This is a genomic window from Pseudomonas salicis (assembly GCF_057128705.1).
This window is the reverse complement of sequence record NZ_JBSKHU010000011.1, coordinates 1-21,241: the sequence shown is the minus strand read 5'-3', so window position 1 is coordinate 21,241 and position 21,241 is coordinate 1. Positions and strand designations below refer to the sequence as shown.

At 58.8% G+C, this 21,241-nt stretch carries 22 protein-coding genes; 15 read left to right on the top strand and 7 right to left on the bottom strand.

Annotated features, from left to right (window positions below):
* Positions 1 to 50: 50 nt before the first annotated feature.
* Together gluQRS and dksA are read right to left on the bottom strand one after the other, a co-directional pair.
* Positions 51 to 938 carry a tRNA glutamyl-Q(34) synthetase GluQRS gene (gene gluQRS, locus ACWKWE_RS29030; protein WP_483852463.1) on the bottom strand — a complete coding sequence of 296 codons (888 nt, stop codon included), beginning with the start codon at positions 936 to 938 and terminating at the stop codon, positions 51 to 53.
* 305 nt (positions 939 to 1,243) lie between these two features.
* A complete protein-coding gene (gene dksA / locus ACWKWE_RS29025; protein ID WP_166598279.1) occupies positions 1,244 to 1,687 on the bottom strand; it encodes an RNA polymerase-binding protein DksA in 444 nt (147 codons plus the stop codon).
* Positions 1,688 to 2,033: 346 nt separating this feature from the next.
* On the opposite strand from dksA, the gene ACWKWE_RS29020 reads away from it, so the two are divergent.
* Complete coding sequence (locus ACWKWE_RS29020; protein ID WP_483852462.1) at positions 2,034 to 3,206, top strand: pyridoxal phosphate-dependent aminotransferase; 1,173 nt, start codon at positions 2,034 to 2,036, stop codon at positions 3,204 to 3,206.
* The gene (sfsA, locus tag ACWKWE_RS29015; RefSeq protein WP_483852461.1) at positions 3,206 to 3,949 is read left to right on the top strand and encodes a DNA/RNA nuclease SfsA; all 744 of its coding nucleotides are present in this window, start codon (positions 3,206 to 3,208) and stop codon (positions 3,947 to 3,949) included. Before ACWKWE_RS29020 ends, sfsA begins: the two co-directional genes overlap by 1 nt.
* Here sfsA and ACWKWE_RS29010 read toward each other — a convergent pair.
* On the bottom strand, positions 3,927 to 4,256 hold the full coding sequence (locus ACWKWE_RS29010) for a Rieske (2Fe-2S) protein (protein ID WP_483852477.1): 330 nt from the start codon (positions 4,254 to 4,256) through the stop codon (positions 3,927 to 3,929). The genes sfsA and ACWKWE_RS29010 overlap by 23 nt on opposite strands.
* Positions 4,257 to 4,422: 166 nt before the next feature.
* On the opposite strand from ACWKWE_RS29010, the gene ACWKWE_RS29005 reads away from it, so the two are divergent.
* From ACWKWE_RS29005 to deoC, 4 genes are all read left to right on the top strand, one after another.
* The gene (locus tag ACWKWE_RS29005) at positions 4,423 to 5,313 is read left to right on the top strand and encodes a heme/hemin ABC transporter substrate-binding protein (protein WP_483852460.1); all 891 of its coding nucleotides are present in this window, start codon (positions 4,423 to 4,425) and stop codon (positions 5,311 to 5,313) included.
* Between the two features lie 50 nt (positions 5,314 to 5,363).
* On the top strand, positions 5,364 to 6,347 hold the full coding sequence (locus ACWKWE_RS29000) for a FecCD family ABC transporter permease (protein ID WP_483852476.1): 984 nt from the start codon (positions 5,364 to 5,366) through the stop codon (positions 6,345 to 6,347).
* Positions 6,347 to 7,114 (top strand): heme ABC transporter ATP-binding protein, encoded by a 768-nt coding sequence (locus ACWKWE_RS28995; RefSeq protein WP_483852459.1) that lies wholly within the window; start codon positions 6,347 to 6,349, stop codon positions 7,112 to 7,114. Before ACWKWE_RS29000 ends, ACWKWE_RS28995 begins: the two co-directional genes overlap by 1 nt.
* Positions 7,115 to 7,272: 158 nt before the next feature.
* A complete protein-coding gene (gene deoC, locus ACWKWE_RS28990; protein ID WP_483852475.1) occupies positions 7,273 to 8,034 on the top strand; it encodes a deoxyribose-phosphate aldolase in 762 nt (253 codons plus the stop codon).
* A gap of 212 nt (positions 8,035 to 8,246) precedes the next feature.
* Here deoC and ACWKWE_RS28985 read toward each other — a convergent pair whose 3' ends face one another.
* The 3 genes from ACWKWE_RS28985 to ACWKWE_RS28975 all read right to left on the bottom strand — a co-directional run bounded on the left by ACWKWE_RS28985 (position 8,247) and on the right by ACWKWE_RS28975 (position 10,769).
* Positions 8,247 to 8,540: a TfoX/Sxy family protein gene (locus ACWKWE_RS28985; RefSeq protein WP_483852458.1), complete on the bottom strand. Its 294-nt coding sequence runs from the start codon at positions 8,538 to 8,540 to the stop codon at positions 8,247 to 8,249.
* A 248-nt stretch (positions 8,541 to 8,788) separates the two neighbouring features.
* The gene (locus ACWKWE_RS28980) at positions 8,789 to 9,133 is read right to left on the bottom strand and encodes a pentapeptide repeat-containing protein (RefSeq protein WP_166598273.1); all 345 of its coding nucleotides are present in this window, start codon (positions 9,131 to 9,133) and stop codon (positions 8,789 to 8,791) included.
* 100 nt (positions 9,134 to 9,233) lie between these two features.
* On the bottom strand, positions 9,234 to 10,769 hold the full coding sequence (locus ACWKWE_RS28975) for a bifunctional aminoglycoside phosphotransferase/ATP-binding protein (RefSeq protein WP_483852457.1): 1,536 nt from the start codon (positions 10,767 to 10,769) through the stop codon (positions 9,234 to 9,236).
* A 133-nt stretch (positions 10,770 to 10,902) separates the two neighbouring features.
* Here ACWKWE_RS28975 and mrcB point away from each other — a divergent pair, with 133 nt between their 5' ends.
* Genes mrcB through ACWKWE_RS28960 form a run of 3 tightly spaced genes read left to right on the top strand, consistent with a single transcriptional unit; the run spans position 10,903 to position 14,333 of the window.
* Entirely contained in the window at positions 10,903 to 13,224 is a 2,322-nt protein-coding gene (mrcB, locus tag ACWKWE_RS28970) for a penicillin-binding protein 1B (protein WP_166598271.1), read from the top strand.
* Between the two features lie 16 nt (positions 13,225 to 13,240).
* A complete protein-coding gene (locus tag ACWKWE_RS28965) occupies positions 13,241 to 14,011 on the top strand; it encodes a tetratricopeptide repeat protein (protein WP_483852456.1) in 771 nt (256 codons plus the stop codon).
* The gene (locus ACWKWE_RS28960) at positions 14,004 to 14,333 is read left to right on the top strand and encodes a YqcC family protein (protein ID WP_483852455.1); all 330 of its coding nucleotides are present in this window, start codon (positions 14,004 to 14,006) and stop codon (positions 14,331 to 14,333) included. The genes ACWKWE_RS28965 and ACWKWE_RS28960 overlap by 8 nt, the downstream gene beginning before the upstream one ends.
* Positions 14,334 to 14,336: 3 nt before the next feature.
* Here the strand turns inward: ACWKWE_RS28960 and ACWKWE_RS28955 are convergent, their stop codons facing one another.
* On the bottom strand, positions 14,337 to 14,762 hold the full coding sequence (locus tag ACWKWE_RS28955) for a DUF4124 domain-containing protein (RefSeq protein WP_483852454.1): 426 nt from the start codon (positions 14,760 to 14,762) through the stop codon (positions 14,337 to 14,339).
* Positions 14,763 to 15,171: 409 nt separating this feature from the next.
* On the opposite strand from ACWKWE_RS28955, the gene ACWKWE_RS28950 reads away from it, so the two are divergent.
* From ACWKWE_RS28950 to msrQ, 6 genes are all read left to right on the top strand, one after another.
* Positions 15,172 to 16,896: an acetolactate synthase 3 large subunit gene (locus ACWKWE_RS28950; protein ID WP_166598267.1), complete on the top strand. Its 1,725-nt coding sequence runs from the start codon at positions 15,172 to 15,174 to the stop codon at positions 16,894 to 16,896.
* A gap of 1 nt (position 16,897) precedes the next feature.
* Complete coding sequence (gene ilvN, locus ACWKWE_RS28945; protein ID WP_093469284.1) at positions 16,898 to 17,389, top strand: acetolactate synthase small subunit; 492 nt, start codon at positions 16,898 to 16,900, stop codon at positions 17,387 to 17,389.
* Positions 17,390 to 17,441: 52 nt separating this feature from the next.
* The gene (gene ilvC / locus ACWKWE_RS28940) at positions 17,442 to 18,458 is read left to right on the top strand and encodes a ketol-acid reductoisomerase (RefSeq protein WP_166598266.1); all 1,017 of its coding nucleotides are present in this window, start codon (positions 17,442 to 17,444) and stop codon (positions 18,456 to 18,458) included.
* Positions 18,459 to 18,610: 152 nt separating this feature from the next.
* Entirely contained in the window at positions 18,611 to 19,459 is an 849-nt protein-coding gene (pssA, locus tag ACWKWE_RS28935) for a CDP-diacylglycerol--serine O-phosphatidyltransferase (protein ID WP_166598265.1), read from the top strand.
* A 73-nt stretch (positions 19,460 to 19,532) separates the two neighbouring features.
* Positions 19,533 to 20,546, top strand: a complete 1,014-nt coding sequence (msrP, locus tag ACWKWE_RS28930) for a protein-methionine-sulfoxide reductase catalytic subunit MsrP (RefSeq protein ID WP_166598264.1) — start codon at positions 19,533 to 19,535, stop codon at positions 20,544 to 20,546.
* The gene (gene msrQ, locus ACWKWE_RS28925; RefSeq protein WP_483852453.1) at positions 20,546 to 21,166 is read left to right on the top strand and encodes a protein-methionine-sulfoxide reductase heme-binding subunit MsrQ; all 621 of its coding nucleotides are present in this window, start codon (positions 20,546 to 20,548) and stop codon (positions 21,164 to 21,166) included. The genes msrP and msrQ overlap by 1 nt, the downstream gene beginning before the upstream one ends.
* The last annotated feature ends 75 nt before the right edge of the window (positions 21,167 to 21,241 follow it).

Here is a 21,241-nt window from a genome sequence, read left to right as displayed (position 1 = left end):
AGCGACGTTTCGGCCACCTTCATGCCGCTATTGGCCTCAAGTGCTCTGGCTCAGTCTATTCGAGCTTCTTCGATACTGGCGACCCGTGGAATCAAATCGGCATTCCAGTGGGCGATTCCCCAGTCCAGAACCTCTCTCGGCGTACCGAACGAAAGGTCTTCCGGTGCCGGCTGGCCCAACGCCCGCAATGCCCGAAGCAGCAAAGGCGTAGCCTGATCGACGGGCAGGGGCGGGGAGCGGTAGGACTTGCCCAGTTTGTGCCCGTTCGGTTGGGTAATCAGTGGCACGTGTAGGTAACGCGGCTGTGGCAGGCCCAGCAATTCCTGCAGATAGAGCTGACGAGGCGTGGAGTCGAGCAAGTCAGCGCCCCGCACAATGTCGGTGACGCCTTGCCAGCCATCGTCGAGGACGACCGCCAGTTGATAGGCATATAGGCCATCACGGCGTCGAATCACGAAATCGCCGACGTCGCGGCCCAAGTGCTGGCGAAAGGTGCCCTGAACCCGGTCGTCGAAACGGTATTCCAGCTCCGGGACGCGAATACGGATCGCGGCGTTTTCAGGCGAGTGGCCCGCATTGCGGCAAAAACCGGGGTAGATGCCGTGGAAATCTTCCAGCTCCTTGCGTGAACAGGTGCAGGCGTACGCAAGCCCATAGCTGAACCAACGGTTGATGATGTCCTGATAGGCGTCGTGACGATCGCTTTGCCTCACACATTCGCCATCCCACTCAAAGCCGTAGGTTTCCAGTGTATTGAGGATGGCGGTCTGTGCGCCCGGTTCTTCCCGTGGTGGGTCGAGGTCTTCCATGCGCATCAGCCACTGGCCACCGGCGGAGCGGGCATCGAGGTACGACGCCAGCGCGGCGACTAGCGAGCCGAAGTGCAGATAACCGCTGGGGGTTGGCGCAAAGCGCCCTATATAAGAAGGGGATTTCATGGGCGATGATGGTACTGGAAATGATATGTACGAAAAACCGGATGATGCTTCGGTTCGTGTAGGACACCGCTGCCGGTGAACGATGCTCTGGCCGTGTGGGAGCGAATTCATTCGCGAAATAGATCAGGCGATGAAGATGCATCGCTCCTGTCGGCGTTTTCGCGAATGAATTCGCTCCCACAGGTGCATGTGTGTTGTCTGGATCAACGCTGCTGCCGGAAAGCCGTGCGTCTAATGCGGTGATGGCCCTGTCCATAAACAACAAAAGACGCCGAAGCGTCTTTTGTCTTACTCGAAAAGCAGGATCATTTACCGATCTGTTTTTCTTTGATTTCTGCCAGCGTCTTGCAGTCGATGCACAGGTCGGCAGTCGGGCGGGCTTCCAGACGGCGCAAGCCAATCTCGATGCCGCAGGATTCGCACCAACCGTATTCTTCGTCTTCGATCAGTTGCAGCGTTTTGTCGATCTTCTTGATCAACTTGCGCTCACGGTCACGAGCACGAAGTTCCAGCGCGAATTCCTCTTCCTGACTTGCACGGTCAGCAGGGTCAGGAAAGTTAGCCGCTTCGTCCTTCATGTGATCAACAGTACGGTCGACTTCCTGCATCAAGTCCTGTTTCCATTTGTTCAGGATCTTGGTGAAGTGAGCACGCATGGGCTTGCCCATGTACTCCTCGTCCTTCGTCGGGACGTAAGGTTCGAACCCGCTAATCGTTTGTGTGCTTTTTTGCTTTTCTTCGGTGGGCATGAACGGACCGCCTCTCACTCTTCTAAGCCATTGCGCAGGGTAAAGATCCATCGCCGACACCTGCCGGCCCTGCGGCTGCAAGCGGGCGAACTTACCAGATCGTATCGGAGCGCGCTACTCCCGGTTGTCGAGCATGGCCCGGCAACGCGCCCGTGAACTATGACCACGGCCAAAGCGCCCGGTTTTATATTATTTTGCAGTGCCATCAGTCTAGCCCCTCCTGCGACATCATCCGTTTTTGCGGATCACCGGCATCAATCGTGCGCCGAACGATAAATCTGTAGCGGCGAAAGCGGTTGGGTAGAATCGGCCGATCGTTTCCGACACTGCTATTAAAGGAAGACTCATGCCTCAGCCCTACAGTGCGCGCAGTCGCGCCATCGAACCTTTTCATGTCATGGCGCTGTTGGCCCGTGCCAATGAATTGCAGGCGGCGGGGCACGACGTCATCCACCTGGAAATCGGCGAGCCCGATTTCACTACCGCTGAGCCCATCATCAAGGCCGGTCAAGCAGCGTTGGCAGCCGGCAAGACCCGCTACACCGCCGCTCGCGGCTTACCGGAGCTGCGCGAGGCGATCTCGGGTTTCTACCAACAGCGCTACGGTCTGAGCATTGATCCGGGGCGGATTCTGATCACGCCGGGCGGCTCTGGCGCGTTGCTGTTGGCGACGAGCCTGTTGGTCGATCCGGGCAAACACTGGCTGCTCGCCGACCCAGGTTATCCGTGCAATCGGCACTTCCTGAGACTGGTGGAAGGTGCCGCGCAACTGGTGCCGGTTGGGCCCGACGTACGTTACCAGTTGACCCCCGATCTGATTGCTCAACACTGGAATCAGGACAGCGTCGGCGCCTTGGTCGCGTCGCCCGCTAACCCGACCGGCACGCTGTTGCATCGGGACGAACTGGCGGCGCTGTCGGCTTCGCTCAAGGCCCGCGACGGTCATTTGGTGGTGGACGAGATTTATCATGGCCTGACCTACGGCACCGACGCGGCCAGCGTGCTCGAAGTGGATAACGATGCGTTCGTGCTGAATAGTTTTTCAAAGTATTTCGGCATGACCGGTTGGCGCCTCGGCTGGCTGGTTGCGCCCGAGGCGGCGGTCGGTGATCTGGAGAAGCTGGCGCAGAACCTTTACATCAGTGCGCCGAGCATGGCGCAAACTGCGGCGCTTGCCTGTTTCGAGCCGCAAACCCTGGAAATCCTCGAACAGCGTCGCGCCGAGTTCGGCAAACGCCGGGATTTTTTGCTGCCTGCGCTGCGTGAACTGGGCTTCAATATCGCCGTCGAGCCGGAGGGCGCCTTCTACTTGTATGCGGACATCAGCGCTTTTGGTGGTGATGCGTTCGCATTCTGCCGACATTTTCTCGAAACCGAGCACGTTGCCTTCACGCCAGGCCTGGACTTCGGTCGTCATCAGGCGGGGCATCACGTGCGTTTCGCTTACACCCAAAGCCTGCCGCGCTTGCAAGAAGCGGTCGAGCGTATCGGTCGTGGGCTGCGGAGCTGGCAAGGCTGATGCGCTTTTCTCCCGAACTTGAAGAAGGACGCCTGCTACAGCGCTACAAGCGGTTTCTGGCCGACATCGAAACGGCCAGCGGTGAGCGCCTGACCATCCATTGCCCCAACACCGGCTCGATGTTCAATTGCATGATGCCAGGTGGGCGCGTCTGGTTCAGTCGCTCCACCGACCCGAAACGCAAGCTGCCCGGCACGTGGGAAATCAGCGAAACGCCGCAAGGCCGCTTCGCTTGTGTCAATACGGGCCGCGCCAACAAGCTGGTCGAAGAGGCACTGCTGGCGGGCGTGATCACCGAGCTGAACGGCTTCACGGCGCTCAAGCGGGAAGTGCCGTATGGGCAGGAAAACAGCCGCGTCGATTTTCGCCTCGACTACCCGGCAGGCCCGCTGTTTCTGGAAGTGAAGAGCGTCACCCTGGGTTTCGACGACAGTGCTGTCGCCGCCTTTCCCGATGCCGTTACGCAGCGCGGCGCGAAACATTTGCGTGAATTGGCAGCGTTGGCGCGGGAGGGCGTGCGCGCGGTGCTGCTGTATTGCGTCAATTTGACGGGCATCGAGGCCGTTCGACCTGCGGAAGAAATCGACGCTGCCTACGCCGAAGCGCTCACAGATGCCGTCGCCGCAGGTGTCGAAGTACTGGCGTATGGCGTGCAGCTGACACCTGAAGAGGTGCGGGTTGATCGGCGGCTTGAGATTCACCTGACCCAAAAGCGTCCGGTCAGTCCTGAATGGGCAGATTGATCCAGACTCCCTGAGCATCTTCGCGACATTCAACGGTGCTCAGGAATTTGCCCTCGCAAGGACCCGCGATGCATTCGCCGCTTTCGATGAGAAACAGCGCGCCGTGCGTTGCGCATTGGATCAGGCTGGCGCTGGCGTCGAGGAACTGATCGGGGTGCCATTCCAGCGGCACGTTCCGGTGGGGGCAGCGGTTCTGGTAGGTGTAAACCTGCCCCGCGCGCCGCACCGCCAGCAGCCGAACGCCATCCACGTCGAAACCCCGGCTCATGCCTTCGCGAAGATCGGTTTTTTCACACAGGTATTTCAGCGGAGTCTCCTTGCTGCTTGACGGGTAAATGCAAATAATTATCAAATTGCCCGACTGTTGTAAGCGGCTCAGTTTGACAGCTCCGCCATTGACGCGTCGATCCAACTGATCGCCTTTCCAGGGGATTCAGCTGACGCGCTTCTTCTATATAAAGGACTCCTCCCCCATGCGTTTTCTCGCCAAGCTGGCTGGCATCCTGATCGGGCTCTCATTCACTCATGTGGTATCGGCAGACACGCAGCGCTGGGTCAGCGCGGGCGGCGCACTGACCGAGTGGGTCGTGGCGCTGGGGGGTGAGGCGAAGCTGGTGGGCATCGACAGTACCAGTCAGCATCCGGCGTCCATCAAATCGCTGCCGAGTATTGGCTACCAACGACAGTTGTCGTCTGAAGGCATCCTCAGTCTGCGTCCGAATGTTCTGGTGGGAACGGAAGAAATGGGGCCGCCTCCCGTGCTGGAACAATTGCGTGCAGCGGGAGTGAAGGTCGAGGTGTTTTCCGCCGGTGCTGACGTGAGTGCGCTTCAAAGCAACCTGCGAAAGCTGGGCGTCTTGCTCGACAAACAGGCGCAGGCAGATGAACTGAGCGAGCAGTATGCAAAACGTCTGGGCGTCCAGCATGACTGGGTGGCTCGGGCGCAGCAGCATCAACCCGTGCCAGGTGTGTTGCTGTTGGTCAGCCATGCGGGCGCTGCGCCGATGGTGGCGGGAACGGGTACGGTCGGGGACTGGCTGATCAAACAGGCAGGCGGTCGGAATCTGGCGACCCATGCGGGCTACAAGGTTTTTTCTGCAGAAGCGATGGCGGGGCTTAGCCCTGACGTATTGGTGTTCACAGACCGCGCGCAAAACGGCGCGTCGTCTCGGGAGGCGTTGCTTCGGGAAAACCCATTGTTGGGCGCTACCCGTGCCGTTCAGCAGAATCGCCTGATTGAAGTGGACCCGACCTTGCTGGTGGGCGGTCTGGGGCCACGCCTTCCCGAGGCGATGCAGACCCTCGGCAAAGCGTTTTACACCACGGATACCGACCTCAAGGCCAAGGTCTCGCCCGCTCAATGAGGGTCATTCTGCAACCTCGCGCGTTGTTCATCGTCCTGAGCGTCGTCTGTGTGGTAGCGATATGGCTGTCTCTCGCGCTGGGGCCGATCAGCCTGCCACTCATGGACACCCTGCGTGCCGGGTTACGCCTGTTGGGCTTTCCCGTGGAGGGCGAGAATCTGCAACAGGCCGAACTGATCCTCGGTCAGATTCGCGTGCCCCGGACCTTGCTGGGCCTGGCAGTGGGGGCGGTGCTGGCACTGTCCGGCGTGGCCATGCAAGGCCTGTTTCGCAACCCGCTGGCCGACCCCGGTTTGGTCGGCGTGTCCAGCGGTGCCGCATTGGGAGCAGCGGTCGCGATCGTCGCGGGTGCGTCACTGGGCGGTTTACCGGAAGCACTCGCCCCTTATCTGCTGTCGATCTGTGCTTTTGCAGGTGGACTTATCGTGACAGGTATCGTCTATCGCCTCGGTCGTCAGGACGGCCAGACCAGCGTGGGCGTCATGCTGCTGGCAGGCGTGGCAATGACCTCGCTGGCCGGCTCGATCATCGGTCTGTTCACCTATCTGGCAGATGACGCGGCATTGCGCACGCTGACGTTCTGGAACCTGGGCACGCTCAACGGTGCAAGTTACGCGAGGCTATGGCCGTTGCTGCTGGTCTGTGGGCTTGTCATCGCCTGGCTGCCGCGCCGGGCAAAAGCCTTGAATGCGCTGCTGCTCGGGGAATCGGAAGCCCGTCATTTGGGGATCGAGGTCGAACGGCTGAAGCGCGAGCTCATCCTCTGCATCGCGCTGGGGGTGGGCGCTGCCGTCGCTGCAGCTGGCCTCATTGGTTTCGTCGGGTTGATCGTGCCGCATCTGGTGCGGCTGATCGCGGGGCCTGATCATCGAGTCGTACTGCCCGCGTCGGCGCTTGCAGGGGCGAGTCTATTGCTGCTCGCCGACGTGTTTGCCCGTCTGGTGCTGGCACCGGCTGAATTGCCGATTGGTATCGTGACCGTTTTCATCGGGGCACCCTTCTTTCTGTTTCTGCTGGTGAGAGGGCGCGCCTGATGATGAGAGCCGAAAATATCAGCGTGCATCGCGATGGAAAATGCGTGTTGGCCGATGTTGATTTGACGATCAAGCCCGGCGAAATGCTAGGCGTACTGGGGCCCAACGGTGCAGGGAAAAGCACGTTGCTCAGCGCACTGTGCGGCGAGCTGAAAACGATGAAGGGGCAACTGTGGCTCGATGATCAGCCATTGTCGTACTGGACGGGTCAGCAGCGCGCTCGGCGTCTGGCGGTATTGCCGCAAAGTTCGACGCTGAGCTTTGCGTTCAGTGTTCGGGAAGTGGTGGCCATGGGCCGATTGCCTCATGACACCGGCCGGCAGCGCGATGCCGAGATCGTTCGGGAGTCTCTCGAAGCCGCCGACGCGTTGCACCTGATGGATCGCAGTTACCTTGCCCTGTCCGGCGGTGAGCGTCAGCGGGTGCATTTATCTCGGGTGCTGGCGCAGTTATGGCCCGGAGAGGGAGGGCAAACGTTGTTGCTGGATGAGCCGACCTCAATGCTCGACCCTTTGCATCAGCACACCACGTTGCAGGCCGTGCGCGGATTCGCGGATCGCGGTGGCGCAGTGATGGTGATCCTGCATGACCTCAATCTGGCTGCACGTTATTGCGACAGATTGTTAATGCTCGAATCAGGTCGCCCTTTTGCTCTGGGCACTCCGGACGGGGTGCTGGTGCCGGACGCATTGAGGGCAGTGTTTGGCCTTGAGGTCTTGGTGCAACGGCACCCCGAACGTGGGCACCCACTGATCATCGCTCGATGACGTGCAACCTTCCGCCCCCACTTTTTCGAAGGCAATTTCCTTAAGATATTTCTGATAGTCGCGTAGGCCCGCTCTCTGGTGCGCGCATGGCCGTTCACGCTGCCTTCGACTGGATTATCGTCGCTACCTTGAGTTCGCAGGTTGTCGAGGAGTGCGTGATGGATCGGGTGTATGAGAGTGACGAAGCCGTTGCTCAAAAAGCGATAGGCCTGCTGGAACTGACGTCGTTGAATCTCGATGACACGACGGAGCGCATCGTCGCGTTGTGTGAACGGGCGCTGACGCCTGTAGGGAATGTTGCCGCTGTCTGCGTGCTGCCTCGATTTGCCGGGCTGGCCCGACGGACGCTCGATAGCCTGCTGGCGCGGGAAGTCAAGGTCGTGGCAGCGGTCAACTTCCCGAATGGCGGCGCTTCGGTCAGTGCTGCCGAGTCGGAAACGCATTCAGCCATGCTCACCGGGGCGGACGAGATCGATCTGGTGTACCCCTTCCACGCCCATTTGAGTGGTGACAAAACGGTCGGCGCCGACATGATCGCTGCGTGCAGGGCCAAGTGTGGGCAACGTGGATTGCTGACGATTACGTTGGAGACCGGCGTTTTGCGTGATCCGCAGATCATCCATCAGGTGTGCCGCACGGCCATTCGAGAGGGGGCGTCATTCCTGAAGACGAGCACGGGCAAGCAGGCAGCGGGCACCACGTCGCAAGCGGCCCGGATACTCATCGAAGCCATTGCCGAGATGGGCGCGCAGGTGGGATTCAAGGCGTCCGGGAATGTTCGTACGCTTGATGAGGCTCGAACATATCTTGATGTCGTTCAACGCAAGTTCGGCCCGTTCTGGGCCGAGCCCACGCGGGTTCGGCTGAGTGGCGCAAGCCTGCTGGATGATCTGTTGGCGTACCTGGGGGTCCGGCCTTGAAAGGCTGGGCAACACGAACCGTCGGCCACGAACGTCCCAAACGGAAGGCAAAAAAAGACCCGGCAAAAAGCCGGGTCAAAAACCGTGATTAGCCTGATGAGGAGATAATCTGAGAGTCCGAACCAAGGAGCCTTTCAGGTTACCAGCCAGTCTCGCGACCGGATGTGATAATCATAGTGATTCTCATTTGTAAGTCAACAGGCAATCTCAAACTATTTCCAGGTTTGGCAATCTGCGTTCTTCGGATTGGGGCAGAGTCTGTTCAGTTCTCCATCCAGCCGGGCTTTGTCTGCTTGGGTGAGGTCGCGCCAGTCCAGGTCGTTCAGTGCGCCTGCAATGTAGTACAGCAGGGCTTTGGACGTTCGAAAGTCGCGCGCTTTGACAGCTCTGTAGGCGAGGATGGGGCCGAGTCGGCGAAGGTCAGCAGCGTTGTGAATGCCCGCGGCGTGTAGCCACTGGGCGGTGGTTTTGCCCAGATTTTTCATCTGTAGCAGCTCGTCTTCCATGATGCCTCCTGCGGGTGTCGCTCCGTGTGTACAGCTCCCTTTGGGTACCTCCTGGCCTTGTAAAAACTGCAGATGCAAGACATGGAATGAGTGTAGATCCACTCAGCGCGTTGCTCGAATCGGGCGCGCGGAATTCGCGGATGAGCCGCCGAACGGTAGCGTGAGGAGACAGTGCGCCAGCGCGGGCCCGGCATGTCTGTGCATGCAGGGCAGGGGACAGGTGACTCGTTTGAAGCGTGCCGAATGTGTCAGCGAGTGCGATACCGCAGGCGAGTACCAAAGTTGACAGACATCAGTATCTCGTCAGCGCTCAATTCGGCCGGGAAATAAGCACCTGAGATTTGTGCGTGAGCGATGCTGGCGCCTTCCAGCGACGCGGTGCGGAAATCGACACCGCGCAAATCTGCGGAACGGAAGTAGGCGTCGCTGAAGTCGATTTCCTCGGCGTTGAGTTCACGCAAATCCAGCCCACGGAAATCACCGCCCGCGAGGTCAATGGGACCGCCTTTCGGGCGTTGGAGATTAAAGGCATTGACGTCATCTTTTCGCAGAAGGGCGAAAAGCGGCGAGTCGAGCTGCTTGGGCTGGTTCATGTTGGCGTCACCTTGTTGGAATTCTGACGCCATTATAATGCCACTATCATCGAGCCGTGAAGTGACAGACTTCACGATTCGATGACTGGTGCTCGGCCGCTTACAAGCCCGGCAGGTATTGGCGGATGTCATCCACCAATTTATCCAGATCCCCACTCAGGTTGGTTTCGACGTGGCGACTGCGCAGCGTCTCGTCGGCGGTCAGCGGCTCACGATTCGCCAACTGAGCCTCGATGACTTCCATGGTTGCGTCGGAAGGGTCGCTGTTCTGTGCCTGACGTTGCGCCAGCCAGCCCTGAATGACGGCTTTCGGTGCGGCGCAGTCGAGGATCAGGAACGGCGCGCCGGTGGCTTCGGCTACCTTTGCGGTGGCCTGGCGTTGATCGAGCTTGAGGAACGTGGCATCGATCACTACCGGGAAGCCTGCATGCAGGACGACCGCAGCCAATTCGTTCAAACGCTGGTAGGTCTTGCCGCTGACATCTGCCGAGTACAGATCCTGGCTGTCGCCGAAGAGCCGTTTGCGCTCCACGTCCGAACGCAGGCGAACGGCGCCGAGCGCTTCGACCAGGCGCATCGCCACGTGGCTTTTGCCGACAGCCGAAACGCCGTGGGTGATGGCCAGGAAGTTCGACGGGATCGCGCTGTAGCTTTCCGCCAGATTGGCGTAGTTGCGGTACTGGCGCAGGGTAGTGGCGCGCTGCACATGATCGGCGTCCGCAGACAGGCTGAACAGAGCCACTTTCGCCCGAACGAGTGCGCGGTATGCCTTGTAGAAATTAAGCAGCTCCAGACCTTCGTAATCGCCGGTGTGTTCGAGGTACTGGCTGATGAGGCGACGTGACAGGCTCTTCAGACCGCGATCTTCCAGGTCCATGGCGAGGAAACCGATGTCGGCATATACGTCGGTCATGCGGAACGGTTCGTTGAATTCGATGCAGTCGAAGATCACGACCTTGCCGTCGATCAACGTGATGTTGCCGAGGTGAATGTCGCCATGGCATTCGCGGATGAAACCGTCGGCCTTGCGGCGGCCCATCAACGGCTTCAGACGCTCGTAGCTGGCATTCGCCCAGGCTTCCAGTGCATTCAATTGAATGAGATCAGCCTTCTCGGTGAGAAACGGCAGGATCTGTTCGAAGTTCTGAGTGACGGGGGCCATCGCATATTCAGGCGACCCCAGCGGGTTTTCCGACAGCACACGGGGGGTGCTCATGTGGAACTCGGCGATCTGGCGAGCGATGTCGTCAATGTGTGCCGTCGTCAGTTCGCCCTTGGCCTGCAGGGTGCTGAGCAAGCCGTCCTGCGGGAATTGGCGGATCTTCAAGGCGAATTCGATAGCTTCACCTTCACCGCCCAATTGCGGCGCGTCGGCGGTCCCGGTGATGGGCAACACGTCCAGATACAAATCATTGGTCAGGCGTTGATTGAGCTTCAACTCCTGTTGGCAGAAGTGCTCGCGCGCCGACAGGGTGGTGAAGTCGAGGAAACCGAAATTCATCGGTTTCTTGATCTTGTACACGTAGGGGCCAGTGAGCAGCACCCAGGAAATATGCGTCTCGATGACCTGAAATTGCTCCACCGGGTGGGGGAACAGGGCAGGATTTTGAAGCGCGGCAATCAGTGTCTGGCTCACGGACGATCCTTGAAAGATGATAAGTCGAGAATGATGTGACTAAAGGTGGCCATTATGGCCGCTCGGCGCATTGCTGCAAACCGCCGTGAGGGTGGTCTGCCCGTGGCTTTGAAAGTGCGTATAATCCGCCGCCATGACTCGATCCCGCGCTTCGAAAAAATCCCCCAAACCCGCCAACAGCCGCTTGCGCAGCCTGTTGGGCTGGGCTCTGAAACTCAGTCTTGTCGGGCTGGTGGTGCTTGCCTGCTTCGCTGTTTATCTCGATTCCATCGTTCAGGAAAAATTCTCCGGCAAGCGCTGGACGATCCCGGCCAAGGTTTACGCCCGTCCGCTGGAGCTGTTCGTCGGCCAGAAACTGTCCCGCGACGATTTCCTGATCGAGCTTGATGCCTTGGGCTACCGGCGCGAAAGTGTAGCCAACGGCCCGGGTGCGGCGTCGGTCAACGGCAACAACGTCGATCTGAATACTCGCGGTTTTCAATTTTATGAAGGCGCAGATCCTGCCCAGCAGATTCACGTCCGATTCTCCGGGGATTATGTCGCCGACCTGACCGCTGCCAACGGCTCCAAGCTGGCCGTGGCACGGCTTGAGCCGCTGCTGATTGGCGGTCTTTATCCGAAGAACCTCGAAGACCGCATCCTGATCAAGCTCGATCAGGCGCCGCCCTATTTGCTCGATACCTTGGTCACGGTGGAGGACCGGGATTTCTATCACCACTTCGGTGTGTCGCCCAAGTCCATCGCCCGCGCCTTCTGGGTTAACGCCTCGGCGGGGCAGATGCGTCAGGGCGGCTCGACGCTGACGCAACAATTGGTCAAGAACTTCTACCTGACCAACGAACGCAGCATCACCCGCAAGCTGACCGAAGCGATGATGGCGATCCTGTTGGAGATCCATTACAGCAAGCAGGAAATTCTCGAGGCGTACCTCAACGAAGTCTTCGTCGGTCAGGATGGCCAACGCGCGGTGCACGGTTTCGGCCTTGCCAGCCAGTATTTCTTCAGCCAGCCGCTGTCGGAGCTGAAACTGCATCAGGTCGCGTTGCTGGTGGGCCTGGTCAAAGGTCCGTCCTATTACAACCCGCGTCGTAACCCGGATCGCGCACTTGAGCGTCGTAATCTGGTACTTGATCTGCTTGAGCAGCAGGGCGTTGCGTCGGCTGAAGCTGTCGCTGCAGCGAAGAAAATGCCACTGGGTGTAACCAAAAACGGCTCGCTGGCCGACAGCTCGTTCCCGGACTTCCTCGATCTGGTCAAGCGCCAGCTGCGTCAGGACTACCGTGACGAAGACTTGACCGAAGAAGGCCTGCGCATTTTCACCAGTTTCGACCCGATTCTGCAGATGAAGTCCGAGGCCGCCGTTCGCGAGAGCTTCGCTAAGATTTCGGGCCGCAAGGGCGCGGACGACATGGAAACGGCGATGGTCGTGACCAACCCGGAAACCGGCGAAGTGCAAGCGCTGATCGGCAGTCGTCAGGCCGGGTTCGCGGGTTTCAACCGCGCACTGGACGCCGTTCGCCCGATTGGCTCGCTGGTCAAACCGGCGATTTACCTGACCGCGCTCGAACGTCCGCAGCAATACACACTGACCAGTTGGGTGCCTGACGAGCCGTTTCAGGTCAAGGGTGCAGACGGCCAGATCTGGAAGCCGCAGAACTTCGACCATAAGGCTCACGGCAACATTTTCCTGTATCAAGGGTTGGCGCATTCCTACAACCTGTCCAGCGCCAAGCTGGGTCTGGACCTGGGCGTGCCGAATGTGTTCAAAACCCTGACCAAATTGGGTGTCACCCGCGACTGGCCGGCGTTCCCGTCGATGTTGCTGGGGGCCGGTGCGCTGAGTCCGATTGAAGTGGCAACGATGTACCAGACCATCGCCAGTGGCGGATTCAATACGCCGTTGCGCGGCATCCGCAGTGTCCTGACAGCCGAAGGCGAGCCGCTCAAGCGTTATCCGTTTCAGATCCAGCAGCGTTTCGATCCCGGCTCCATTTATCTGCTGCAAAATGCCATGCAGCGCGTGATGCGCGAAGGCACGGGCAAGTCGGTGTACAACGTGTTGCCGAGTACGCTGAACCTGGCGGGCAAGTCAGGGACGACCAACGATTCCCGTGACAGCTGGTTCGCCGGTTTTAGCCAAGACCTGCTGGCGATTGTCTGGATGGGTCGCGACGATAACGGCAAAACACCGTTCACCGGCGCCACCGGTGCGTTGCAGATCTGGACCAGTTTCATGAAGAAGGCCGACCCGCTTCCGCTGGACATGGCCATGCCGGACAACGTGGTACAGGCGTGGGTCAACGCGTCTACGGGCCAAGGCACTGATGCCAGCTGCCCGGGTGCCGTGCAGATGCCGTATATTCGTGGCAGTGAGCCGCAACCAGGCCCAACGTGCGGCGGGCCAACAGCGCCTGCCGAATCGGTGATGGACTGGGTCAAAGGCTGGTTGAACTAAGCGAAGAGGATGTGAAGTGAACAAGTGGTGGATTCCGGCTTTAACGGCTCTGGCTTTGCTCAATGGTTGCGCGACTCAAACGCGCGGCAATATCCCGGTGGTGGACTCGGGTTCCCGTGTGTCCAACAGCGAGCGAGTCTCAGCCAATCGCAATGCGGCATATCGCGCTCCAGTGCAGGCCCCGACGCAAACGCAGTCGATCCAAGAGGATTCCGGCGTGACGGTGATGGTGCCGGGTGGTGCCAACGCCAGCGCCGCGCCGATTTCGACGTTCGTCCCGCCAACGTCGGCGCCGATCAATTCGGCACCGATCGACACGTCTTCCGTCAATCAGGCGCCCATCAACACCGCGCCGGTTAACAACACCTACACCCCGCCGGCTGCGACCAGCAACACCTACAACATGCCCTCGTCAGCGCCCACCGGCATTCCGTCGGCGTCCAGCGGTGGCTTGTCAGCGGATGAGCAACTGGACGGCCCGGTTCTCGCGCTGCTGACCACCGCTCAGCAACAGCAGAGCAGCGGTGATCTGAACGGCGCGTCGTCGAGCCTGGAGCGTGCTCAGCGCGTTGCCCCTCGCGAACCGCAAGTGCTTTACAAATTGGCACAGGTTCGTCTGGCCCAAGGGGACGCGCCTCAGGCGGAGCAGCTGGCTCGCCGTGGCCTGACCTATGCGAATGGTCGTGCGAGTTTGCAGGCCAGTCTTTGGGGATTGATCGCTCAAGCGCGTGAGAAGCAAGGCGACGCAGCGGGTGCCGCGCTGGCCCGGCAGAAGGCCAATGGATAAACGCTTCCCGAAGATCGCCGATCAGTTGTTGCTGATCGAGCGCGAATTGCGTGTGCTGGGATGGTGGAAAGAAGTGCCGCCCAGCGACGAGGCGTTATCGAGCCGCGAGCCGTTCTGTGTCGATACGCTGGATTTCGATCAGTGGCTGCAATGGATTTTCCTGCCGCGAATGAAGGTCATTCTGGAGCAGGACCTCGCACTGCCAAACGCTTCGGGCATTCTGGAGATGGCGCAGATGGTTTACGCCAGCCGTGCTCAGGAAGCGCGAAACCTGCAAGCGCTCCTGGCGCAATTCGACCGACTGATCACCGAGTCGGTCTGACGCTCAATTACACGTGTCGTCGATGGATTTCTTGACCTCGGCGATACGTGCCTGGCGCTCTTCTTCAGTGAAGCGCCTGAACTCACCGTTCACTTCCTCACGCACCCGCGGGTTGTTCTGCAACTGAGCTAGGTTGGTGCGCTGTGTCTCGCAGTATTCCTTGCGCTTGGCTTCTTGAGCCGCGATTTGTTTCTTGACCTTCGCGTCGACCGTTTGCTGTTCTTGCGAGGACTCGGTGCGAACGGGGGGAGCGGGTGGCGGCGTCACGGCTTTTTGCGTTTCGAGTTCCTGGGCGGATTGCCCGACCGGAGGCTGCGCATCAAAGTGCGTCACGCCCTGTGCGTCGACCCATTTATAGATCTGGGCGGCCTGACTGGCGGTCGAACCGGCTGCCAGCGTCAGTGTGGCGGCAAGAATCATCCAGCGCATACTGCTTCCTTAGAACTTCGTTTGCTGTACGGGTGAAACCTACCACAAGCCGACCGCAACGACCTCATTCGGTGCTTTTTCATAGGCTGTGAGTGAAGAAAGCGCATCGATGACTTGACTTGAGAGGGACGAATCAGAACAATCCAAAGTTCGCTGTAGAGGGACTGCCAGAAGCAGACCGTCTCGGTAGATCATGAGGCGCACACCCGCGTCGACCTGTTACACCCGCAACGCGTTACCTCGCGCTGGGTGGGATGACCCCGAAACACTTAGGGGAGCTCCCAATACTTGCTCAGTCAGTGCTGACGTAGTCGGCGACCACCGTCGCTCATGCTCTGCTGGCAGTAAACCTATTAAGACCCGTCTTCTCCTGTGTGGACGGTATTCTGGCGTTTTAGAGGTGAACAACGTGGAGCTTTTATCTGGCGCTGAAATGGTCGTCCGCTTTTTGCGTGACGAAGGCGTTGAGCATATCTATGGGTACCCCGGCGGTGCCCTCCTGCATATTTACGACGCGCTGTTCAAAGAACCGGCCGTGAGCCACATCCTCGTTCGTCACGAACAGGCTGCCACTCACATGGCTGACGGTTATGCACGTGCGACCGGCAAAGCTGGCGTTGTATTGGTGACTTCGGGTCCGGGTGCGACCAACGCCATCACCGGTATCGCGACCGCCTACATGGACTCCATCCCGATGGTCGTCCTGTCGGGCCAGGTCCCGAGCACCATGGTCGGCACCGACGCGTTCCAGGAAACCGACATGATCGGCATCTCCCGGCCGATCGTGAAGCACAGCTTCATGATCAAGCACCCGTCCGAAATCCCGGAAGTCCTTAAAAAGGCTTTCTACCTCGCGCAGTCCGGTCGTCCTGGTCCTGTCGTGGTCGATATCCCGAAAGACATGACCAACCCGGCCGAGAAGTTCGAATACGTTTTCCCGAAAAAAGCCAAGCTGCGTTCCTACAGTCCGGCGGTTCGTGGGCATTCGGGCCAGATCCGCAAGGCCGTGGAAATGCTCCTCGCGGGCAAGCGTCCGATCATCTACGCCGGTGGCGGTGTGGTTATGGGCAACGGTTCTGCGCCGCTGACCGAGCTGGCACAACTGCTGAACGCGCCTGTGACCAACACGCTGATGGGCCTCGGTTCGTACCCGGGCACGGACCGTCAGTTCGTCGGCATGCTCGGCATGCACGGCAGCTACACCGCCAACCTGGCGATGCACCACTCTGATGTGATCCTGGCCGTCGGTGCACGCTTCGATGACCGTGTCATCAACGGCGCTTCGCGTTTCTGCCCGGGCGCCAAGATCATCCACATCGACATCGATCCGGCGTCGATCTCCAAGACCATTAAGGCCGACGTGCCAATCGTTGGTCCTGTGGAGAGCGTGCTGACCGAAATGGTCGCGACCCTCAAGGAAATCGGCGAGACCCCTAACAAGGAATCGGTGGCGACCTGGTGGAAGCAGATCGACGAGTGGCGTGCCGGCGGCGACCTGTTCCCGTACAACCGCGGTGATGGCAGTCTGATCAAGCCGCAGACCGTGATCGAAACTCTGTGCGAAGTCACCAAAGGGGACGCTTACGTGTCCTCCGACGTGGGGCAGCACCAGATGTTTGCGGCGCAGTATTACCGCTTCAACAAGCCTAACCGCTGGATCAACTCCGGTGGCCTGGGCACCATGGGCTTCGGTCTTCCGGCCGCCATGGGTGTTGCGCTGAGCTTCCCGGATGCGCACGTTGCCTGCGTCACGGGCGAAGGCAGCATTCAGATGAACATCCAGGAACTGTCGACCTGCCTGCAGTACAACCTGCCGGTCAAGATCATCCTGCTTAACAACGGCGTGCTTGGCATGGTCCGTCAGTGGCAGGACATGAGCTACAGCGGCCGTCACTCGCACTCCTACATGGAGTCGCTGCCTGACTTCGTGAAGCTGGTCGAAGCTTACGGTCATGTCGGCATGAAGATCACCGATCTGAAAGACTTGAAGCCGAAGATGGAAGAAGCGTTCGCCATGAAAGATCGTCTGGTGTTCCTCGACATCCAAGTCGACGTTGCCGAGCACGTCTATCCGATGCAAATCAGAGACGGCTCGATGCGCGACATGTGGCTGAGCAAGACGGAGCGTACCTAATATGCGGCACATCATTTCGCTATTGCTGGAAAACGAACCGGGTGCCTTGTCTCGCGTCGTCGGCCTGTTTTCGCAGCGCAACTACAACATCGAAAGCCTGACCGTGGCCCCAACCGAAGACCCGACTCTGTCGCGTCTGACGCTGACCACCGTCGGTCATGATGAGGTGATCGAGCAGATCACCAAAAACCTCAACAAGCTGGTTGAAGTGGTCAAACTGGTCGATCTGTCGGAAAGTGCTCACATCGAGCGCGAATTGATGCTGATCAAGGTCAAGGCCACTGGCGCCCAGCGCGCCGAGATCAAGCGCACCACGGATATCTTCCGTGGCCAGATCGTTGATGTTTCCAGCAGTGTCTACACCGTGCAGCTGACAGGGACGAGCGACAAACTGGATAGCTTTATTCAGGCCATTGGCACCACCGCCATCCTGGAAACCGTACGCAGCGGCGTCACGGGCATTGCCCGCGGCGACAAAGTGCTGAGCATCTAACCTACATACATTTAGCGAATGGCCTGAACAGCCAAGATAACAGGGGAATTTCATGAAAGTTTATTACGACAAAGACTGCGACCTTTCGATCATCCAGGGCAAAAAAGTGGCCATTATCGGTTACGGTTCTCAAGGTCACGCTCAAGCGTGCAACCTGAAAGATTCCGGCGTTGATGTCACCGTTGGCCTGCGTAAAGGTTCGGCTACTGTCGCCAAGGCTGAGGCCCACGGCCTGAAAGTGACTGACGTTGCTTCCGCCGTCGCTGCTGCCGACCTGGTCATGATCTTGACCCCGGACGAGTTCCAGTCCTCGCTGTACAAGAACGAAATCGAGCCGAACATCAAGAAAGGCGCCACCCTAGCCTTCTCCCACGGCTTCGCGATTCACTACAACCAGGTCGTGCCACGCGCGGACCTGGACGTGATCATGATCGCGCCAAAAGCGCCAGGTCACACCGTTCGTACCGAATTCGTCAAGGGCGGCGGTATCCCTGACCTGATCGCTATCTACCAGGACGCTTCGGGCAACGCCAAAAACGTTGCGCTCTCCTACGCCTCGGGCGTTGGCGGTGGCCGTACCGGTATCATCGAAACCACATTCAAAGACGAAACCGAAACTGACCTGTTCGGCGAACAAGCCGTACTGTGTGGCGGTACCGTTGAGCTGGTCAAAGCCGGTTTCGAAACGTTGGTCGAAGCTGGCTACGCGCCAGAAATGGCTTACTTCGAGTGCCTGCACGAACTGAAACTGATCGTCGACCTCATGTATGAAGGCGGTATCGCCAACATGAACTACTCGATCTCGAACAACGCCGAATATGGCGAGTACGTGACCGGGCCTGAAGTCATCAACGCCGAATCCCGCCAGGCCATGCGCAATGCTCTGAAGCGCATCCAGGACGGCGAATACGCCAAGATGTTCATCGCCGAAGGCGCGAGCAACTACCCATCGATGACCGCCAAGCGCCGCAACAACAAGGCCCACGGCATCGAAATCATCGGCGAGCAACTGCGCTCGATGATGCCTTGGATCGCCAAGAACAAAATCGTTGATCAGACCAAGAACTAAAATTCTGTAGTCTGATTACGGTTTACGAAAAGCGCGGCCTTCGGGTCGCGCTTTTTCGTTATGGGGGCTCATCTGGTATAAAGCTGCATCGTTTGCCGGCGCAGCGGCGCCGCGAACATCTGTCGAAAATTCATAGCTGCAAGGTATTGTCCATGAGCGAACGTCCCGAAGAGCCGAACCAGGCCTCTGACGCCGAAAGCCTGCTACCGATCGATGAACACATAGAAGAAGGGCACGATGCCGAAGGGCGCAAAGTCCGCCATCGTGGGATTTATCTGCTCCCCAACCTCTTCACCACCGCCAACCTGTTTGCCGGCTTCTACGCCATCATCAGTGCAATGAGTGCGCAAAGCGCGATGAGCGCAGGTGATGCGGCCGGGGCGAGCAAGTATTTCGCGTTTTCAGCCATCGCCATCTTCGTCGCTATGGTGCTCGACGGCCTTGATGGACGCGTCGCGCGGATGACCAACACCCAGAGCGCATTTGGCGCTGAGTACGATTCCCTCTCAGACATGGTCGCCTTTGGCGTTGCCCCCGCATTGCTGGCGTTCGGTTGGGCGTTGGGTGATATGGGCAAGGTCGGCTGGATGGTCGCTTTTATCTATGTCGCCGGCGCTGCATTGCGCCTCGCACGTTTCAATACGCAGGTGGGGAAGGCTGACAAGCGCTATTTCATCGGCCTGGCGAGCCCGGCGGCTGCGGGCGTGGTAGCCGGTACGGTGTGGGCGTTCAGCGACTACGGCATTCAGGGTTCCAAACTGTCGTTCCTCGTCGCGTTGTTGGTAGCGGCTGCCGGGATGCTTATGGTTAGCAACATCAAGTACAACAGTTTCAAGGAGCTGGACCTCAAAGGCCGCGTGCCTTTCGTGGCGATCCTGGCGGTCGTGTTGGTGTTTGCGGTCGTGTTCAGTGATCCGCCACGCATTCTGCTGCTGATTTTCCTCGCCTACGCCGCGTCGGGTCCTGTTCAGTACCTGCTGCGCCTGCGTCGTCATAAATAGCACCACAGATTCATTTCACACCGCACTCCGCAGCCTATAAGGTTGAGCCATTCACCTTGGCTGCGGAGTTACCATGCTTATCAAGACACCTTCCGCGTCCGCCTGCAAAGAGTCGGATGTCACGCCCGAATCGGTCTATCTCTCACGTCGTGCGATGCTCGGCGCCTCAATGGCCGGGCTCGCGATCAGTGCGTTGCCTTCATGGGCACAGGCTGCCGACGCCTCACAATACGCCGGGGTTGAGGCCGGAAATGCGCCCCATTGGTTCAGTGACAAACTGCCTTCGACGAAATGGCAGGCGATAACGGTTCAGAACGAAGCCATTACGCCGTTCAAGGACGCCACGCATTACAACAATTTCTACGAGTTCGGCACCGACAAAGGGGACCCGGCTCAAAATGCAGGCTCGTTGAAGACCGAACCCTGGACTGTTGTAATCGACGGTGAGGTCGGAAAGCCGGGTCGTTATGCGCTCGAAGATTTCATCAAACCTTATCAATTGGAAGAACGCATCTACCGTTTGCGCTGTGTAGAGGCGTGGTCGATGGTGATTCCGTGGATTGGCTTTCCTATTGCTGATTTGCTCAAACAGGTCGAACCCACGGCAAAAGCAAAGTACATCCGGTTCGAAACGCTGCAGGACCCCAAGGCCATGCCAGGGCAACGGTCCGGTTTCGCGCTGATCGACTGGCCCTATGTAGAAGGGCTGCGACTGGATGAGGCGATGAATCCTTTGGCGATTCTTGCGGTAGGGATGTATGGCCGTGAACTGCCCAACCAAAATGGGGCGCCGCTACGGTTGGTGGTGCCGTGGAAGTACGGATTCAAAAGTGTGAAGTCCATCGTTCGCATCAGTCTGGTCAGTGAGCAGCCCAAGACAACCTGGCAAAGTATCGCGGCCAATGAATACGGCTTCTATGCCAACGTGAATCCGAACGTCGATCACCCTCGTTGGACTCAGGCCCGTGAACGGCGGCTGCCCAGTGGCTTGTTCAGTCCAAATATCCGACCCACTGAAATGTTCAACGGCTATGGGGAGGAGGTCGCCTCTCTTTATACGGGCATGGATTTGCGGAAGAACTATTGATGCGTTATCTGCTTTGGCGCCTCGCCGTGTTCGTTGCAATCTGCATTCCTCCGATTTACTGGTTGGATCGGGCTTGGGTACTCGACCTGGGGCCAGATCCCGGAAAGGCACTGGTTGATCTCTTTGGGCTGGGCACGTTGATATTGTTACTGATCACATTGGCGCTGACGCCACTTCAGCGTGTGACCGGTTGGGCGGGGTGGGTGCATGTCCGTCGCCAACTCGGTTTGTGGTGTTTCACCTATGCGTTGTTGCACATGCTGGGGTATGGCTTCTTTATCTTGGGGTTCGATTGGGCTCAGCTGAGCGTCGAGCTGGTCAAGCGACCCTACATTATCGTTGGCAGCCTGGCATTCCTGTGCCTGCTGACGCTGGCGATCACCTCTAATCGTTATAGCCAGCGTCGGCTGGGGGCGCGATGGAAGAAGCTGCACCGTTTGGCTTATCTGATTCTCGGGCTTGGATTACTGCACATGCTGTGGATTGTGCGGGCCGATCTTAAAGAGTGGTCGATATATGCGGCTGTGGGGGGATTGCTGTTATTGCTAAGAATCCCCGTGATTGCGAGACGAATCCCGCGTCGCGTCCATAAAAAACCTTCTGTTGTGACAAAAGCTTGAATAAGTGCTTGACGCCCCTCCGGATGTGTCTATAATTCGCCCCACTTCCGGCGCAGTCGGAACCGAAAACTCCTT

What these genes read in the sequence shown, in the direction of transcription:
- gluQRS (WP_483852463.1), bottom strand. Translation starts at nt 938, where the DNA reads ATGAAATCCCCTTCTTATATAGGGCGCTTTGCGCCAACCCCCAGCGGT.
- dksA (WP_166598279.1), bottom strand. Translation starts at nt 1,687, where the DNA reads ATGCCCACCGAAGAAAAGCAAAAAAGCACACAAACGATTAGCGGGTTC.
- ACWKWE_RS29020 (WP_483852462.1), top strand. Translation starts at nt 2,034, where the DNA reads ATGCCTCAGCCCTACAGTGCGCGCAGTCGCGCCATCGAACCTTTTCAT.
- sfsA (WP_483852461.1), top strand. Translation starts at nt 3,206, where the DNA reads ATGCGCTTTTCTCCCGAACTTGAAGAAGGACGCCTGCTACAGCGCTAC.
- ACWKWE_RS29005 (WP_483852460.1), top strand. Translation starts at nt 4,423, where the DNA reads ATGCGTTTTCTCGCCAAGCTGGCTGGCATCCTGATCGGGCTCTCATTC.
- ACWKWE_RS28995 (WP_483852459.1), top strand. Translation starts at nt 6,347, where the DNA reads ATGATGAGAGCCGAAAATATCAGCGTGCATCGCGATGGAAAATGCGTG.
- deoC (WP_483852475.1), top strand. Translation starts at nt 7,273, where the DNA reads ATGGATCGGGTGTATGAGAGTGACGAAGCCGTTGCTCAAAAAGCGATA.
- ACWKWE_RS28985 (WP_483852458.1), bottom strand. Translation starts at nt 8,540, where the DNA reads ATGGAAGACGAGCTGCTACAGATGAAAAATCTGGGCAAAACCACCGCC.
- ACWKWE_RS28980 (WP_166598273.1), bottom strand. Translation starts at nt 9,133, where the DNA reads ATGAACCAGCCCAAGCAGCTCGACTCGCCGCTTTTCGCCCTTCTGCGA.
- mrcB (WP_166598271.1), top strand. Translation starts at nt 10,903, where the DNA reads ATGACTCGATCCCGCGCTTCGAAAAAATCCCCCAAACCCGCCAACAGC.
- ACWKWE_RS28960 (WP_483852455.1), top strand. Translation starts at nt 14,004, where the DNA reads ATGGATAAACGCTTCCCGAAGATCGCCGATCAGTTGTTGCTGATCGAG.
- ACWKWE_RS28955 (WP_483852454.1), bottom strand. Translation starts at nt 14,762, where the DNA reads ATGCGCTGGATGATTCTTGCCGCCACACTGACGCTGGCAGCCGGTTCG.
- ilvN (WP_093469284.1), top strand. Translation starts at nt 16,898, where the DNA reads ATGCGGCACATCATTTCGCTATTGCTGGAAAACGAACCGGGTGCCTTG.
- ilvC (WP_166598266.1), top strand. Translation starts at nt 17,442, where the DNA reads ATGAAAGTTTATTACGACAAAGACTGCGACCTTTCGATCATCCAGGGC.
- pssA (WP_166598265.1), top strand. Translation starts at nt 18,611, where the DNA reads ATGAGCGAACGTCCCGAAGAGCCGAACCAGGCCTCTGACGCCGAAAGC.
- msrP (WP_166598264.1), top strand. Translation starts at nt 19,533, where the DNA reads ATGCTTATCAAGACACCTTCCGCGTCCGCCTGCAAAGAGTCGGATGTC.
- msrQ (WP_483852453.1), top strand. Translation starts at nt 20,546, where the DNA reads ATGCGTTATCTGCTTTGGCGCCTCGCCGTGTTCGTTGCAATCTGCATT.